General features: G+C 43.8%; 12 protein-coding genes and 2 rRNA genes. 4 read left to right on the forward strand and 10 right to left on the reverse strand.

What is annotated here, in order from left to right; translation table 11 throughout:
• Nucleotides 1-87 precede the first annotated feature (87 nt).
• Nucleotides 88-3,015, reverse strand: a 23S ribosomal RNA gene (locus NSQ62_RS20190).
• Nucleotides 3,016-3,234: 219 nt separating this feature from the next.
• Nucleotides 3,235-4,789: ribosomal RNA gene (locus tag NSQ62_RS20195) — 16S ribosomal RNA — on the reverse strand.
• Together the 16S and 23S rRNA genes form the textbook arrangement of a ribosomal RNA operon.
• A gap of 255 nt (nt 4,790-5,044) precedes the next feature.
• Between NSQ62_RS20195 and NSQ62_RS20200 the strand changes: the two genes are divergently transcribed.
• A complete protein-coding gene (locus NSQ62_RS20200; protein WP_341321817.1) occupies nt 5,045-5,692 on the forward strand; it encodes a hypothetical protein in 648 nt (215 codons plus the stop codon).
• Between the two features lie 33 nt (nt 5,693-5,725).
• Here the strand turns inward: NSQ62_RS20200 and NSQ62_RS20205 are convergent, their stop codons facing one another.
• Nucleotides 5,726-6,406 carry a KinB-signaling pathway activation protein gene (locus NSQ62_RS20205; RefSeq protein ID WP_341321818.1) on the reverse strand — a complete coding sequence of 227 codons (681 nt, stop codon included), beginning with the start codon at nt 6,404-6,406 and terminating at the stop codon, nt 5,726-5,728.
• Between the two features lie 168 nt (nt 6,407-6,574).
• Here NSQ62_RS20205 and gerD point away from each other — a divergent pair, with 168 nt between their 5' ends.
• Complete coding sequence (gene gerD / locus NSQ62_RS20210; RefSeq protein ID WP_341321819.1) at nt 6,575-7,168, forward strand: spore germination lipoprotein GerD; 594 nt, start codon at nt 6,575-6,577, stop codon at nt 7,166-7,168.
• Nucleotides 7,169-7,182: 14 nt separating this feature from the next.
• Here gerD and NSQ62_RS20215 read toward each other — a convergent pair whose 3' ends face one another.
• The 5 genes from NSQ62_RS20215 to NSQ62_RS20235 all read right to left on the reverse strand — a co-directional run bounded on the left by NSQ62_RS20215 (nt 7,183) and on the right by NSQ62_RS20235 (nt 12,925).
• Nucleotides 7,183-8,238 carry a P-loop NTPase gene (locus tag NSQ62_RS20215; protein ID WP_341321820.1) on the reverse strand — a complete coding sequence of 352 codons (1,056 nt, stop codon included), beginning with the start codon at nt 8,236-8,238 and terminating at the stop codon, nt 7,183-7,185.
• A gap of 73 nt (nt 8,239-8,311) precedes the next feature.
• Nucleotides 8,312-9,025, reverse strand: coding sequence for an N-acetylmuramoyl-L-alanine amidase (locus NSQ62_RS20220; protein WP_341321821.1), 714 nt, complete (start codon nt 9,023-9,025; stop codon nt 8,312-8,314).
• Between the two features lie 61 nt (nt 9,026-9,086).
• On the reverse strand, nt 9,087-10,859 hold the full coding sequence (locus NSQ62_RS20225; RefSeq protein ID WP_341323986.1) for an ABC transporter ATP-binding protein: 1,773 nt from the start codon (nt 10,857-10,859) through the stop codon (nt 9,087-9,089).
• 25 nt (nt 10,860-10,884) lie between these two features.
• A complete protein-coding gene (locus NSQ62_RS20230) occupies nt 10,885-12,624 on the reverse strand; it encodes an ABC transporter ATP-binding protein (protein ID WP_341321822.1) in 1,740 nt (579 codons plus the stop codon).
• Between the two features lie 31 nt (nt 12,625-12,655).
• Nucleotides 12,656-12,925, reverse strand: a complete 270-nt coding sequence (locus NSQ62_RS20235) for a 2-keto-3-deoxygluconate kinase (protein ID WP_341321823.1) — start codon at nt 12,923-12,925, stop codon at nt 12,656-12,658.
• 203 nt (nt 12,926-13,128) lie between these two features.
• On the opposite strand from NSQ62_RS20235, the gene NSQ62_RS20240 reads away from it, so the two are divergent.
• Nucleotides 13,129-13,953 (forward strand): methyl-accepting chemotaxis protein, encoded by an 825-nt coding sequence (locus NSQ62_RS20240; protein WP_341321824.1) that lies wholly within the window; start codon nt 13,129-13,131, stop codon nt 13,951-13,953.
• 107 nt (nt 13,954-14,060) lie between these two features.
• A complete protein-coding gene (locus NSQ62_RS20245) occupies nt 14,061-15,098 on the forward strand; it encodes a C45 family peptidase (RefSeq protein WP_341321825.1) in 1,038 nt (345 codons plus the stop codon).
• A 200-nt stretch (nt 15,099-15,298) separates the two neighbouring features.
• On the opposite strand, the gene rpsI is transcribed toward NSQ62_RS20245, so the two are convergent.
• Together rpsI and rplM are read right to left on the reverse strand one after the other, a co-directional pair.
• Entirely contained in the window at nt 15,299-15,691 is a 393-nt protein-coding gene (rpsI, locus tag NSQ62_RS20250) for a 30S ribosomal protein S9 (RefSeq protein ID WP_341321826.1), read from the reverse strand.
• A 29-nt stretch (nt 15,692-15,720) separates the two neighbouring features.
• Entirely contained in the window at nt 15,721-16,158 is a 438-nt protein-coding gene (rplM, locus tag NSQ62_RS20255) for a 50S ribosomal protein L13 (RefSeq protein ID WP_341321827.1), read from the reverse strand.
• Nucleotides 16,159-16,167: the final 9 nt, after the last annotated feature.

Raw genomic sequence — 16,167 nt, forward strand, 5'->3', positions numbered from 1 at the left:
TACAATATTGATATAAATATCAAGTGTTTTTTAATAAATTTTTATTCTTTCAAAACTGGATAAACGTTTCATTGATGTTCATAAATTGTGGTTAAGTCCTCGACCGATTAGTATTCGTCAGCTCCACACATCACTGCGCTTCCACCTCGAACCTATCTACCTGATCGTCTTTCAGGGGTCTTACTTACTTGCGTAATGGGAAATCTCATCTTGAGGGGGGCTTCATGCTTAGATGCTTTCAGCACTTATCCCGTCCACACATAGCTACCCAGCGATGCTCTTGGCAGAACAACTGGTACACCAGCGGTGTGTCCATCCCGGTCCTCTCGTACTAAGGACAGCTCCTCTCAAATTTCCTACGCCCACGACGGATAGGGACCGAACTGTCTCACGACGTTCTGAACCCAGCTCGCGTACCGCTTTAATGGGCGAACAGCCCAACCCTTGGGACCGACTACAGCCCCAGGATGCGATGAGCCGACATCGAGGTGCCAAACCTCCCCGTCGATGTGGACTCTTGGGGGAGATAAGCCTGTTATCCCCGGGGTAGCTTTTATCCGTTGAGCGATGGCCCTTCCATGCGGAACCACCGGATCACTAAGCCCGTCTTTCGACCCTGCTCGACTTGTAGGTCTCGCAGTCAAGCTCCCTTATGCCTTTACACTCTACGAATGATTTCCAACCATTCTGAGGGAACCTTTGGGCGCCTCCGTTACTCTTTAGGAGGCGACCGCCCCAGTCAAACTGTCCGCCTGACACTGTCTCCTACCCCGCTAAGGGGCATGGGTTAGAAGTTCAATACAACCAGGGTAGTATCCCACTGACGCCTCCTCCGAAGCTGGCGCTCCGGGATCTCTGGCTCCTACCTATCCTGTACAAGTTGTACCAAAATTCAATATCAGGCTACAGTAAAGCTCCACGGGGTCTTTCCGTCCTGTCGCGGGTAACCTGCATCTTCACAGGTACTATAATTTCACCGAGTCTCTCGTTGAGACAGTGCCCAGATCGTTACGCCTTTCGTGCGGGTCGGAACTTACCCGACAAGGAATTTCGCTACCTTAGGACCGTTATAGTTACGGCCGCCGTTTACTGGGGCTTCAATTCGCAGCTTCGCTTGCGCTAACCACTCCTCTTAACCTTCCAGCACCGGGCAGGCGTCAGCCCCTATACGTCACCTTACGGTTTTGCAGAGACCTGTGTTTTTGCTAAACAGTCGCCTGGGCCTATTCACTGCGGCTCTCTCACGCTTGCACGCTAACAGAGCACCCCTTCTCCCGAAGTTACGGGGTCATTTTGCCGAGTTCCTTAACGAGAGTTCTCTCGCACACCTTAGGATTCTCTCCTCGACTACCTGTGTCGGTTTGCGGTACGGGCACCTCTCACCTCGATAGAGGCTTTTCTTGGCAGTGTGAAATCAGGAACTTCGTCCATACGGACTCGTCATCACAGCTCAATGTTAAAGTATGCGGATTTGCCTACATACACACCTTACTGCTTGAACACGCGCAACCAACGGCGTGCTTACCCTATCCTACTGCGTCCCCCCATTTCTCAAACGGTGAGGAGGTGGTACAGGAATATCAACCTGTTGTCCATCGCCTACGCCTATCGGCCTCGGCTTAGGTCCCGACTAACCCTGAGCGGACGAGCCTTCCTCAGGAAACCTTAGTCATACGGTGGACGGGATTCTCACCCGTCTTTCGCTACTCATACCGGCATTCTCACTTCTAAGCGCTCCACCAGTCCTTCCGGTCTGACTTCAACGCCCTTAGAACGCTCTCCTACCACGCATCCATACGGATGCATCCACAGCTTCGGTGAATCGTTTAGCCCCGATACATTTTCGGCGCAGCGTCACTCGACCAGTGAGCTATTACGCACTCTTTAAATGATGGCTGCTTCTAAGCCAACATCCTGGTTGTCTAAGCAACGCCACATCCTTTTCCACTTAACGATTACTTTGGGACCTTAGCTGGTGGTCTGGGCTGTTTCCCTCTTGACTACGGATCTTATCACTCGCAGTCTGACTCCCGTGTATAAATATCTGGCATTCGGAGTTTGTCTGAATTCGGTAAAGCGAGATGCCCCCCTAGTCCAAACAGTGCTCTACCTCCAGTATTCTCAATCACGAGGCTAGCCCTAAAGCTATTTCGGAGAGAACCAGCTATCTCCAGGTTCGATTGGAATTTCTCCGCTACCCACACCTCATCCCCGCACTTTTCAACGTGCGTGGGTTCGGGCCTCCAGTAAGTGTTACCTCACCTTCACCCTGGACATGGGTAGATCACCTGGTTTCGGGTCTACGACCACGTACTAATTCGCCCTATTCAGACTCGCTTTCGCTGCGGCTCCGTCTTCTCAACTTAACCTCGCACGTAATCGTAACTCGCCGGTTCATTCTACAAAAGGCACGCTATCACCCATTAACGGGCTCTAACTACTTGTAGGCACACGGTTTCAGGATCTATTTCACTCCCCTTCCGGGGTGCTTTTCACCTTTCCCTCACGGTACTGGTTCACTATCGGTCACTAGGTAGTATTTAGCCTTGGGAGATGGTCCTCCCGGATTCCGACGGAATTTCACGTGTTCCGCCGTACTCAGGATCCACTCAGGAGGGAATAACTTTTGGGCTACAGGGCTTTTACCTTATTTTGCGGACCTTTCCAAGTCGCTTCGCCTAAATCATTCTTTTGTAACTCCGTATTGAGTGTCCTACAACCCCAAAGAGCAAGCTCTTTGGTTTGGGCTCTTCCCGTTTCGCTCGCCGCTACTCAGGGAATCGAATTTTCTTTCTGTTCCTGCAGGTACTTAGATGTTTCAGTTCCCTGCGTCTGTCTCAAACACGCTATGAATTCACGTGAGTGTACTATCCGATTAAAGATAGTGGGTTCCCCCATTCGGAAATCCCCGGATCAAAGCTTACTTACAGCTCCCCGAGGCATATCGGTGTTAGTGCCGTCCTTCATCGACTCCTAGTGCCAAGGCATCCACCGTGCGCCCTTATTAACTTAACCAAAAGTTAAACTTAAATCAGAAGATTTAAGATTTTAAGGATATTGCACGACCAATTTCTTGATCTATTGTTTGTTTATTACTTATCAATGTCGTTTTATCCAGTTTTCAAAGAACAATGTTTTGAAGTATCTCATTCAATTAAGAATGAACCTTCAAAACTGAACAGCAAACGTTAATGAGTATCTTTCCCATGGAAAGATTTCCGAAATAATCCTTAGAAAGGAGGTGATCCAGCCGCACCTTCCGATACGGCTACCTTGTTACGACTTCACCCCAATCATCTATCCCACCTTCGGCGGCTGGCTCCATAAAGGTTACCTCACCGACTTCGGGTGTTACAAACTCTCGTGGTGTGACGGGCGGTGTGTACAAGGCCCGGGAACGTATTCACCGTGGCATGCTGATCCACGATTACTAGCGATTCCGGCTTCATGTAGGCGAGTTGCAGCCTACAATCCGAACTGAGAACGATTTTATCGGATTAGCTCCCCCTCGCGGGTTGGCAACCGTTTGTATCGTCCATTGTAGCACGTGTGTAGCCCAGGTCATAAGGGGCATGATGATTTGACGTCATCCCCACCTTCCTCCGGTTTATCACCGGCAGTCTCCTTAGAGTGCCCAACTAAATGATGGCAACTAAGAACAAGGGTTGCGCTCGTTGCGGGACTTAACCCAACATCTCACGACACGAGCTGACGACAACCATGCACCACCTGTCACCGTTGTCCCCGAAGGGAAAACTGTATCTCTACAGTGGTCAATGGGATGTCAAGACCTGGTAAGGTTCTTCGCGTTGCTTCGAATTAAACCACATGCTCCACCGCTTGTGCGGGCCCCCGTCAATTCCTTTGAGTTTCAGTCTTGCGACCGTACTCCCCAGGCGGAGTGCTTAATGCGTTAGCTGCAGCACTGAGGGGCGGAAACCCCCCAACACTTAGCACTCATCGTTTACGGCGTGGACTACCAGGGTATCTAATCCTGTTTGCTCCCCACGCTTTCGCGCCTCAGTGTCAGTTACAGACCAGATAGTCGCCTTCGCCACTGGTGTTCCTCCAAATCTCTACGCATTTCACCGCTACACTTGGAATTCCACTATCCTCTTCTGCACTCAAGTTCCCCAGTTTCCAATGACCCTCCCCGGTTGAGCCGGGGGCTTTCACATCAGACTTAAGGAACCACCTGCGCGCGCTTTACGCCCAATAATTCCGGACAACGCTTGCCACCTACGTATTACCGCGGCTGCTGGCACGTAGTTAGCCGTGGCTTTCTAACAAGGTACCGTCAAGGTAGCGCCAGTTACTACGCTACTTGTTCTTCCCTTGCAACAGAGTTTTACGAACCGAAATCCTTCTTCACTCACGCGGCGTTGCTCCATCAGACTTTCGTCCATTGTGGAAGATTCCCTACTGCTGCCTCCCGTAGGAGTCTGGGCCGTGTCTCAGTCCCAGTGTGGCCGATCACCCTCTCAGGTCGGCTACGCATCGTTGCCTTGGTGAGCCGTTACCTCACCAACTAGCTAATGCGCCGCGGGTCCATCCTATAGTGATAGCCGAAACCATCTTTCAACTTCAAAACATGTGTTTCGAAGTATTATCCGGTATTAGCTCCGGTTTCCCGAAGTTATCCCAGTCTATAGGGTAGGTTACCCACGTGTTACTCACCCGTCCGCCGCTAAATCAGAGAGAAGCAAGCTTCTCTAATCATTCGCTCGACTTGCATGTATTAGGCACGCCGCCAGCGTTCGTCCTGAGCCAGGATCAAACTCTCCATAATAGTTAGTTTGAAAGCTCATTTGCTTTGCTAGCGATCCAACTAATTAAAGTTGTAATCTATTGTTTGTTTCATTTAAGAAACTTGTTTTTCATTAACGTTGCTTGTTCAGTTTTCAAGGTTCATGTTTGTTTCGTTTAGTGCATCACCTCTTGGCGACTCACTTATAGTAACATCGATTTGTTATATTCGTCAACACCTTTTCATAAGTTTTTTATAGAAACATGTTTAAAACTAATAGAAAGAGGGTACTGGACATTGCTTAAAACCTTGGTATCACTAGCTTTTTGTTTAATTATTGTTTTCTTTTATTTTGATGAAAAAAACACGATTTTCCCTGTTTTCCACCTAACAGAAACACCAATGATCGTTACAAAAGGGCAATTTGGCGCTAGTTTGCTTGTTGAAGTAAGTTATTCTCATGAGGGTTTTGACGATTGGATTGCTACCTTGCCAAAACCATACCCACTTTTTTTAGTGGATTCGGATTGGATCCTTCGTAGTCCAGATATCGTAGAGCTACTAATAGAACGAAACATCCCTGTAGGTTTACTCGGCTCTACACAAGAGGAATACGAGGCAGATGACAGATTACTAGAAAGACAGCTAACCGTTTATGAAAAGACCTTTTCACAAGTACCACTTTGGTTTGCGACGCGTGACTATCTCATGGATGAAAAAATGCAACAAACGTTACATGGCCGTGGGATTAATTTAATTGCGCCTACGTATTCTTTTACGACATTAAAGAAAAAAATAACAGATGGCGATTTTATTAGTATTCCCTTACATCGTGATACAGTCGTTTCTTTCCAAGAAATGCAACACTATATTACCTCACATCCGTTTCTTTCTATAGAAGAAAACCTATTTGGTTATGAACTTCAGACGAAACGAATCCCATGAAAAAAAGCTATCCGTCATTGGATAGCTTTTTTCTTATGCTTCCGCAGTCTTTGCTGCTTCTTTACGTGCTTTGCGGCGTTTTTCTAATTTTTTGCGGTCTGATTCTGACTGCGCATTATATTTTGGCAACATTAAAATTTGGAATGCATTTACCGCAAGTAATGGGAATAATAATAATGCCACATAAACATCAATATTATCCTGACGTCCCATTAACGCAATAATCCATTCTAATGAAGTCACAACGACCATGAAAAACATTGTCGAAATTAGGACATGTGGTTTTTGCGTCATTTTCACTTTTTTTATTGCTGTAAAAATAGCCGCGCCTACTAGCACCATAAGTAATATACCGTATATTACCCAATCGCCAGCCGTTTCTGCCCCTGGAGCAAAACGGAACACAACGATATCTACCAATACAATGATAATTAGTACAACTTGCACCCAATTCCATAATGTTAGTGATCTAAATATATTGACACCTACTTGATGTAACGTTAAATAGGCAAAGAATCCGGCTTGTGCCATCACACTCATTGTAGCACCTAAAACAAAATTCCAAATGATTGCAGCTAGAAATTCTACAATTTCTCCGTTCGCTAAATATGGCTGGTAAAAGTCCCAACGAATAATTAACGAAGCTACTGCATTGACTAGGCCACCGATTACTACCGCCCAAAAAGCGAATTTAATCCAGTTTCGTATCGTCACGAACGTACCCCCATTATTTTAATATACTTGTATATTTTAGCAATTTTACATTAAAAAAGCGACCTTACAAGAAGCTTGTTACATAATTTTTATAAAATTGTGAACAATAAATGAAAGCGCTTTAGGATATTTTGCGCTATATGCAATCAATAGAAGGGACGAAAATCAATGCGACGTTTTTTCATTTTCATATTAGCCGCGCTCTTCCTCGCTAGCTGTAACGATGCAAAATCAACAACGATGTCCTATGAAGAAGTGAAAAAAATTATGGTCGATGCCATACAAACTGAAGACGGAAAAAAGGCCATTCGTCAGCTCTTTGAAGATAAAAGCTTTCGCGAATTACTTATTTTAAATACCGAGGAAGTGAAAAAGGCGACCGAAGAGACATTGCTGTCAAAGGAGGCAACGGATTTTTGGGTCAAAACATTTGAGGACCCTAAATTTAAAGAGGCTTTCGCAAAAAGTATGCAAAAACAGCAAGAAGATTTAATGAAAGACCTATTAAACGATGCGTCCTATCAAGAAGACCTAACTGCTTTTTTTGGGCAGGCCGATATGCAAAAGCAGCTAGAGACCATTTTAAAAGGGGCCGTCATGCGTAAAGAGCTTGAAAAGGTAGTTATGGAAACAATTGAAAACCCATTGCTTCAATCCAAATGGCAGGAACTCATAAAAAAGAGTGGGGAAGGTGGCTCTGAGGGCGGTTCACAAAAGAAAGAAGAAGCTGGTGGGAAAAAAGAAGAGGAGTCCTCACAATGAGACTCCTCTGTTCGTTATTTCGCTAATTCATCAATAATGCCTTGTGCTAATTGTAAATAAATTTTCCCTGTTGGGTGCTCCGCTGCATAAATAGACGGTGCGAAATCTTCTTCAGACCAATCAGGCTGACCAAGTGGAATTTGACCAAGTAACGTTGTACGTAATTCTTCAGCAAGCTTTGGACCGCCACCTTGGCCAAATACGAATTCTTTTTCGCCGGCTTTGTTTTCATACCACGCCATATTTTCAATAACACCTAAAATTTCGTGGTTTGTTTGTAATGCCATGGCGCCTGCACGTGCTGCAACAAATGCTGCTGTTGGGTGAGGGGTAGTCACTACGATTTCTTTTGAAGCCGGTAGCATTTGGTGAATATCAAGTGCTACGTCACCTGTACCTGGTGGTAAGTCTAATAGTAAGTAGTCTAAATCGCCCCACTCAACATCGCGGAAGAACTGATCTAACACTTTACCAAGCATTGGCCCACGCCATACGATTGGTGCGTTATTTTCTACGAAGAAGCCCATCGAAATGACTTTTACGCCTAAACGCTCTACTGGATAAATGCGGTCTTCTTTTACAACCGGCATTTCTGTTACGCCCATCATATCTGGTACAGAGAAACCGTAAATATCGGCATCGATTAAGCCAACTTTTTTACCTAAACGCGCTAAAGCAACCGCCATATTTACAGAGACTGTTGATTTACCTACGCCACCTTTACCCGAAGCAATCGAAATAAATTGCACGCTTGATAATGGTGATAAAATATCTTGTGCTTCCGCTTCTGTTGCTTGTCCGCGGAATGATTGTAATACTTCTTGTGGTAACTCTTCGAAACGAATTCCTACTGAAGCTGCGCCATTTTCTTTTAGCACTTCAACAACTTTCATTTGAAGTTGCATTTGCTCTGGCGTATTTGTTTTTGCAATCGCAATACGAACACTGATATGTTCTTTTTCAGCTTTAATTGAAACGTTTGTTACACCTTTTGTTTCTGCTAATGATTTATGTAAAAACGGATCTTGTAATTCGCCTAATAGGTCTCGGACTTGTTGTTCGTTTAACATATCAAACACTCCCCTGAATGAAATTTCCATAGTTAGTATATCATACTCGTTTCGTATTGTTATTACATGTTGCCTATTCGAATTTTACATGAATATAATTTTCAATTCCTCGTGCAATAGCGAAGGCCATTTTGTCTTGGTACGATTCAGTAGCTAGTAATTCCTTCTCTTCTTCGTTACTTAAAAAGCCGGTTTCTACTAAGACAGCTGGTACTTCCACTTTCTTTAATAAGTATACCTGCTTAATCGATAACGCCTCGCGTGTTGTGTTTTCCATCGTCTCTCGAATCGATTGCTGAATGGCTTTTGCTAACTGCTCACTACTGGTATGCCCCTCTTTGTGATAAAACACCTGTGCGCCTCGCCACTTACTATTTGGAATCGCATTGGCATGAATCGTTATAAATAAGTCCGGCTCCTGTTGCTGAACGAGCGCCTCGCGTAAAAAGATATCCTGTTTTTTCCGCTCCCGATTTGTTGGAAACGTTTCACTTGGTGCATGTTCACTTAGCACATCTCCATCTGACGTGCGTGTTAAGACCACTTCTGCCCCTAAACGTGTCAATTGCCGTGCCACTTTCTTTGTAATCGCTAATGTCACTTCCTTTTCAATGACGTCTCCATTTGACGCACCACCATCTAAGCCCCCGTGCCCTGCATCAAGCATAATTTTCATACCACCTAATGGCTCCGGCAAAAAGAACCGTTTGTCCGATGCACTCGTTTCATAAACAACAACAAGCATCGAGCAAAACATAACAAACCCCAGTGCTAGCCAACGCCTCAAAAAAACCACCGCCCTTTTTGCCTACTATACGCAAAAGGACGGTGGTTTATTCAGGAACGATTTAGTTTGCGAGCAGTTGCTTTTGCAAGGATGCATAAAACCCATCAGCCTGCATTAATGTATCGTGATCACCTTTTTCAAAAATTTGTCCGTCTTTCATAACTAATATTTGATCCGCCGTTTCAATCGTTTTTAAACGGTGTGCAATAACAAAGCTTGTACGCCCTTGCATTAAGTTATTCAAGCCCTTTTGAATATGCACCTCGGTCATCGTATCTACACTTGATGTGGCTTCATCTAAAATTAAAATATCTGGGTCTTCTAAAATCGCACGCGCAATCGCGATTAACTGACGCTGCCCCTGACTTAAATTCATCCCACCACTTGTCAGCACTGTTTCATATTGCTCCGGTAGATACTTAATAAAGTTATGTGCATACGCAATTTTCGCCGCTTCTTCTACTTCAGCGTCTGTCGCATCCAGCTTCCCGAAGCGAATATTTTCACGAACCGTACCTGAAAATAAATACGTATCCTGTAGGACAACCCCTACATGGTCACGCACATTGCTCATTTGATAATGGGTGATCGGCTCGCCATCTAATAAAATACGGCCACCTGTTGCATCATAAAAGCGTGTTAATAATTGAATGATAGTTGTTTTCCCTGAACCTGTTGGACCAACAATCGCAATCGTCTCGCCCGCTTTTGCGATAAAATCAATGCCCTTTAATACAGGCTTGTCTACTTCATAGCCAAATTGCACCTGTTCAAATGTAACATCACCGTTTAACTTCGCTTTTTGTTTTGCATTTGGAACATCTGCTACTTCACGCGCTTCATCTAAAATTTCAAACACACGCTCCGAACCAGCTATTGCTGACTGGAAGGTATTGAGTAAGTTAGATAATTGGTTAATCGGTCGGAAAAATTGGCGTGTATACGTCACAAACGATGCGATAATCCCGATCGACAGGCCACTCGTTACCGCCATCACCGCACCGGTACCAATGACAAGGCTCAAGCCTAAGTTATTCATAAAGTTATTAATGGGCCCCATGAAACCTGAAATAATATCCGCACGCATCGCAGAGCCGCGCAGCTTTTCATTGGCCTCTTTAAATTCCGCTAATGTTGCCTTTTCTTTACCAAATAGCGTAATAATATCGGCATTCGAAATCGTTTCTTCGATATAGCCATTTAAATTCCCTAAATCCCGCTGGCGCTCTTTATAGTTCACACTACTGCGCTTAATAATTTGCTTCGTCGCCCATACGATTAACGGAATAATAATGAGCGTTACCAAAGCCAGTCGCCAATCTAAAAAGAAGAGAGCAAACGCCGTTCCGACAATCGTTAAGAAACTCGAGACAATTTGAATGACACTTTGTGATAATGCTGCATTTAAGTTTTCAATATCGTTCGTCATACGACTCATTAAATCGCCCTGTTGTTTTTTATCAAAAAACGCCAAGGGCAATGCTTGGTACTGTTCAAATAATTGCTGACGCAAGCGACGAATCGTTTTTTGCGACACACGAATCATGACAAACTGCTGCGCCCACGTTAAGAAAGACGAAGCCGTGTAAACACCCGCTAATATAAGGGCCATACGAATCGTTCCCGACACATCGAACTTCACGATATAGTCATCAATCGTTTTCCCGATTAAATACGGGCCAACTAAGCTAAGTAGCGTACTAATAATCACGAAGATGACAACATTAATAAGCTCCACACGTTGAATGCGTAAGTAACCCCAAATGCGGAGTAACGTTTGCTTTTGGTTTTTTGGCTTGACGATAGGTCCTGTTAAACGACCACCTCTAGCCATCGGGGATGGAGGTCCACCTTGCTGTTTATTCACCTAGTGTCACCCCTTTTTCCGCCTGCGTTTTCGCCATTTCCTGATACAGCGCACTCGTTTTTAGTAGCTCCATATGCGTACCCTGTGCCACAATCTCCCCATCATCCATAACAAGGATTTGCTCAGAATGACGAATCGATGAAATTTTCGAAGACACAATGAATTTCGTTGCATCCGCAAATTTTGTGGCAATGGCCGTTTGAATCGTTTTTTCAGAAATACTATCTACCGCGCTTGTCACATCATCTAAAATGAGAATTTGCGGCTGGCGAACAAATGCTCGTGCCATTGCGAGACGCTGCTTTTGACCGCCCGATAAGTTTGTCGCCCCTTGTGTTAACTCATGTTCGGTACCTGCTGTGAGTTTATCAACAAACTCCTTCGCGTTTGCTGCAGCTAGTGCTTCTACGATGTCCTCCGCAGTTGCCTCGCCTTTCCCGTAACGTAAGTTTTCCACAATCGTTTTCGAAAATAGCGTTGCTTTTTGCGGTGCATAGCCAATTGCCGCGCGTAAATGCTCTAAATCATAGTCTTTAATATTAACCCCATCGATTTTCACCGTACCCTGGTCTACATCAAACAGTCTTGGTAGCATTTTCACGAGTGTTGATTTCCCGCTACCCGTCATCCCAATAATTCCAACTGTTTCACCTGGCTCAGCGTGGAAGCTCACATTTTTTAAAACATCCTCTGTGCCTTTTAGATAAGAAAAGTGCACGTTTTCAAATGTGACACGTCCTTTTATCGCATGATGATCGGCTTGTTCTGGACTGGTTAACTCTGTTTTTTCTTCGAGTACCGCAACAAGGCGATCCGCACTTGGAATGGCACGTGCTAATTGAATGAGTACGTTTGACGAACTCGTTAACCCTTGCATGACCATCATTAAATAGTTAATAAACGCTAAAATGACACCAACCTGCAGTGTATTATTATCGACTTTAATGGCACCCATCCATAATGCGGCAACAATTCCTAAGTTCACGACAAACATCGTTAGCGGCCCTAACACTCCAATAATTTGGTCGGCCATCATACTACGCTTCATCAGCTGACTATTCACATCGGCAAATTGCTCAATCTGATGGTCTTTTCGGTTATACGCTTTAATCACGCGTATACCGGCTAGGTTTTCCTGTACCTTCGTATTGACTTGGTCGACTACCTTTTGCACTTTATAAAACAGCTTGCCAGAAAGTGCCGTAAAGTAATACATGAAAAACGCTAAAATTGGCACAACAACAAGCAAAATGGGGAATAGCTCTCGTGCGGTAATGAACACGATGACAATCGCCCCGATAAACATCATTGGCCCGCGCACAAAAATTTTCAGCAGCATCGTTAAGGCGCGCTGAAGCATTTCAACATCACTGGTTAAATTCGTCACTAACTTCCCGAGAGTAAATTTATCTTTACTTTTATTCGAGAAATACGTAATCGTTTCATATAAATCCTGACGTAAATCGGTCGAGAAATTGACCGCTGTTCGCGAGGCATAAATCGAACAGCCCACCCCACCAATCATCCCGATTAATGATGTGGCTAACATCAGACCAAACATTTTTACGATATACGTCGTATCGCTTTGTGCAATTCCGTCATCAATAATGTGCTGTAAAATCGTTGGCTGTAATAAATCCATGCCAACTTCGATCAGCATCATCACCGGCGCAATAATTGCAAATAACAAATACGGCTTTACGTATTTCGCTAACTTCCAAACTGACTGCATAAAACTCGTTCACTTCCTTAATCTGAACAACTTAATCTTCCTGCACGTTTTCTAAAATCTCATTAAGCTGAAATAATCCAACAAAGTCATTCATAATCGCTTCTGTTGCCTTTAATTCACCCGCAATGACTGGGTGAATCGATTGCAATTCTGGTGCTTCTAATTGTTTTTTTAACGTATCGCGCTTCGTTTGAAGCTGACGGTAAAATTCTAATGCACGCCCACGACGAAATGTTTGCGCTCCTTTACGGCGTGGGGAACATTCACCTTCTCCGCGACGTTCTCTTCCTTCAGGTCTCATCTTCTTCACCTCTTCACTCTAACGTTCTACGAATACAATTGTATACATTTGTATGCTTTTTTTCTAGTATATTGTTTACCTAAAGAACATTCGAGAAAATAAATTCAAACCCATTTCAAATTAGCGGTATTTAGTATATATTAGGACAAATAGGTAATTTATAGAATTATTCATCATTTTAGTAAGTTAAGGAGGGATTGGGGTTGAATCCAAAGTTACAAGTGATTGTTGATTCCATTGATTTTTATCAATCGACGTATCCTGAAGATGCCTGTATATTAATTTTTGATTTAGAAAAAGTAGTCGGTTACAAACGCGGGAAAAAAATTGATTTAAAAATTAAACTTGGTGAAACTGCTGAACAGCACCGCAACACAACAAGTGTCCGCGCAATGAGAAGCGGGAAATTTTTACGGGAAGAACGCAATGCACAAGGCTTTGGTTTCCCCTATATCGCTTCCGCTGTACCGGTTTTGGACAATGGACAAGTCATCGGTGTTGTGACAGGGGTTATTTCAAATTATCGCGTTAGCAATATGCGTAGCGTTGCCGAGGAACTTTCCGGTGCAGTAAAAGAAATGTCGGCTACCAACGAGCAGCTTGCACACGCGAGTACGGATGTTTCAAATCGCATTGAAGAACTATCACAGTACGCCGAGTTGATGAACGGGAACATTCAGCAAATCACCTCGATTGTAGATGCCGTCAAAGGTATCGCGATGCACTCAAAAATTTTAGGCTTAAATGCATCGATTGAAGCCGCGCGTTCGGGAGAGCACGGCAGAGGCTTCGCCGTCGTGGCCAATGAAATTCAAAAAATGGCACAAAACAGTACCGATAGCGCCAATAATATCGCGAAACAACTCGTCGACATCACCGATTCGATCGAGCATATTAATTCGTACACAAAACAAATTTCAGCCTTCACCGAAGAATATACTGCGAGCATGCATGAAATGAGTGCTGGCTACACTAGTATCAATCAGATTGGTCAAAAGTTGCTCGGTCTTGGTGAAGTAGAGCAGTAAAGTTCATGTTTATTTTGAAAGCACCTACAAGATGGAGGGTGCTTTTTTGCGTTCCTTTTGATAGATTGCTACGATAGCCATAATCATTTCTACTAAAGGAGCTTCCAATGAAAAAAGTAACGAGCGATGTCCTGCAGTTTAAAGGGACGCATTATGATTTTGGCGTTTGTCAAGGCAATCAGTTAAAACATTCCCCCCTACTAAAAAATCGTGAAGTGATGTATCAACGCTTCACACAAAAATTTACGGTGGATGCACCACATATTAAACACTTACTAAATATGTATGCCCCTTATTTGATTGATGAAATTGAAGGCCTAGCAAGCGCACTAGATTATACCGAACAGCAAGCATTGCTACATTTTGCCGGGTACTATGCCAATCTAAAGAGCGGCTGCTCGATTACCGCAAGCCCGCACTATCTCATTCGTAATTATGACAATGCCCCAAGTACGTATGATGGACGTTTCGTATTTTTTGCCCCAACCGACTCGGGTTTTGCTTCTATGGGGCCAACGATGCAAGTGACTGGGCGCATGGATGGTTTAAATGAAAAAGGCCTTTGTATAGGCTATAACTTTGTGAATACCAAAAATAACGGCGACGGCTTTGTTTGTAATATGATTGGACGTCTGTTACTCGAGCGCTGTGCAACAACCGATGATGCTATTCAACTCCTACGCGACATCCCGCATAAGCATTCATTTAACTATGTCGTACTGGATGCAGCCGGGAATCCTAAAATTATCGAAGCCTCCCCACGCGAAATTGTCGTACGTGAAGCAACGGCTTGTACGAATCATTTTAATGTTCTCGTAGAAGAAAATCGTTATCGTATGGAGGATTCCCTTGCGCGTGAAACGGTCATTTTAGGTGCACAACAGCAGGCACTATCGATGAAAGAAGCCTTCGAATTAATGAATGGAATTGAACGCGGTGTATTTGCGACAAAGTACGGAGCTTGGGATGGAACTTTACATACAGCTGGCTATATGCCAAGTGAACGACGAGCAATTTTTGCCCTTGGTGGTAATGCGTTACCGGTCATGATTGATTTTGAAAAGTGGTTGCAGGGAGAACGTTTTGCTGTGACGAAGTTAAAAGGTGAGCTTGATGCGAATGAGGGATTTGGAAATGCGGAATAGGGATTTTTTTGGATGTTGAGTTGATTTCACTAGATTTCGCGATTATTAGAAAATGAGATTACCGAAGTGAAATCAAGCTTATCTTCCCAAGCCAAGTCTCTAGTTTTATGACAACCTCTAAAAAGAAGTTTAAAAAAACCCTTTCTCGGAAAATATCCAAGAAAGGGTTTTGTAATTTCGCAAAATAGTAATCGAAAAGATTAACGTTTTGAGAACTGAGGTGCACGACGAGCGCCGCGTAAACCTGGTTTTTTACGTTCTTTCATGCGAGAATCACGAGTTAATAGACCTGCAGCTTTTAAAGCGCCACGGAAGTCAGGATCAACTTGTAATAATGCACGAGCGATACCATGACGGATTGCTCCAGCTTGACCTGTGAATCCACCACCGTTTACGTTAACGTGAACGTCATAAGAACCTTTAGTTTCAGTTGCTTCTAATGGTTGGTTGATGATTAAGTGTAAAGTTTCGTATGGTAGGTAATCAGCAACATCACGGTTGTTGATTACTACTTTACCTTCGCCTGGTACTAAACGTACGCGAGCAGTTGAGCTTTTACGGCGACCTGTGCCGATGTATTGTACTTGTGCCAAAGTTATTTCCTCCTATTATAATTTATTTATTAACCACGTAGCTCGTAAGCTTCTGGTTTTTGTGCAGCATGTGGATGCTCAGAACCAGCGTAAACGTTTAACTTAGTAAACATTTGACGACCTAAAGAGTTCTTTGGAAGCATACCTTTGATTGCTAACTCAAGCATTTGAGTTGGGTATTTTTCTTTCATTTCTCCAGCTGTACGCTGTTTTAAACCACCAGTGAATTGAGTGTGGCGGTAGTAAATTTTACCTTGTAATTTATTACCTGTTAACTCGATTTTTTCTGCATTGATGATGATTACGTGATCACCTGTATCAACGTTTGGTGTGAAAGTTGGTTTATGTTTACCACGTAAGATAGCAGCTACTTCAGAAGCTAAACGACCTAATGTTTGGCCTTCTGCGTCAACTACTAACCACTTACGTTCTACTTCTTGACCTTTAGCCATGAAAGTTGTGCGCATGTTTGTATC

Origin of the sequence: Solibacillus sp. FSL H8-0523 (assembly GCF_038051985.1) — a bacterium.
In the GTDB taxonomy this organism is placed as follows: domain Bacteria; phylum Bacillota; class Bacilli; order Bacillales_A; family Planococcaceae; genus Solibacillus.

Bases quoted from the DNA above. Each gene is read 5' to 3' on its own strand.
- NSQ62_RS20215 (WP_341321820.1), bottom strand. From the start codon at position 8,238: ATGTTAAACGAACAACAAGTCCGAGACCTATTAGGCGAATTACAAGAT.
- NSQ62_RS20225 (WP_341323986.1), bottom strand. From the start codon at position 10,859: ATGGCTAGAGGTGGTCGTTTAACAGGACCTATCGTCAAGCCAAAAAAC.
- gerD (WP_341321819.1), top strand. From the start codon at position 6,575: ATGCGACGTTTTTTCATTTTCATATTAGCCGCGCTCTTCCTCGCTAGC.
- NSQ62_RS20230 (WP_341321822.1), bottom strand. From the start codon at position 12,624: ATGCAGTCAGTTTGGAAGTTAGCGAAATACGTAAAGCCGTATTTGTTA.
- rplM (WP_341321827.1), bottom strand. From the start codon at position 16,158: ATGCGCACAACTTTCATGGCTAAAGGTCAAGAAGTAGAACGTAAGTGG.
- NSQ62_RS20245 (WP_341321825.1), top strand. From the start codon at position 14,061: ATGAAAAAAGTAACGAGCGATGTCCTGCAGTTTAAAGGGACGCATTAT.
- NSQ62_RS20235 (WP_341321823.1), bottom strand. From the start codon at position 12,925: ATGAGACCTGAAGGAAGAGAACGTCGCGGAGAAGGTGAATGTTCCCCA.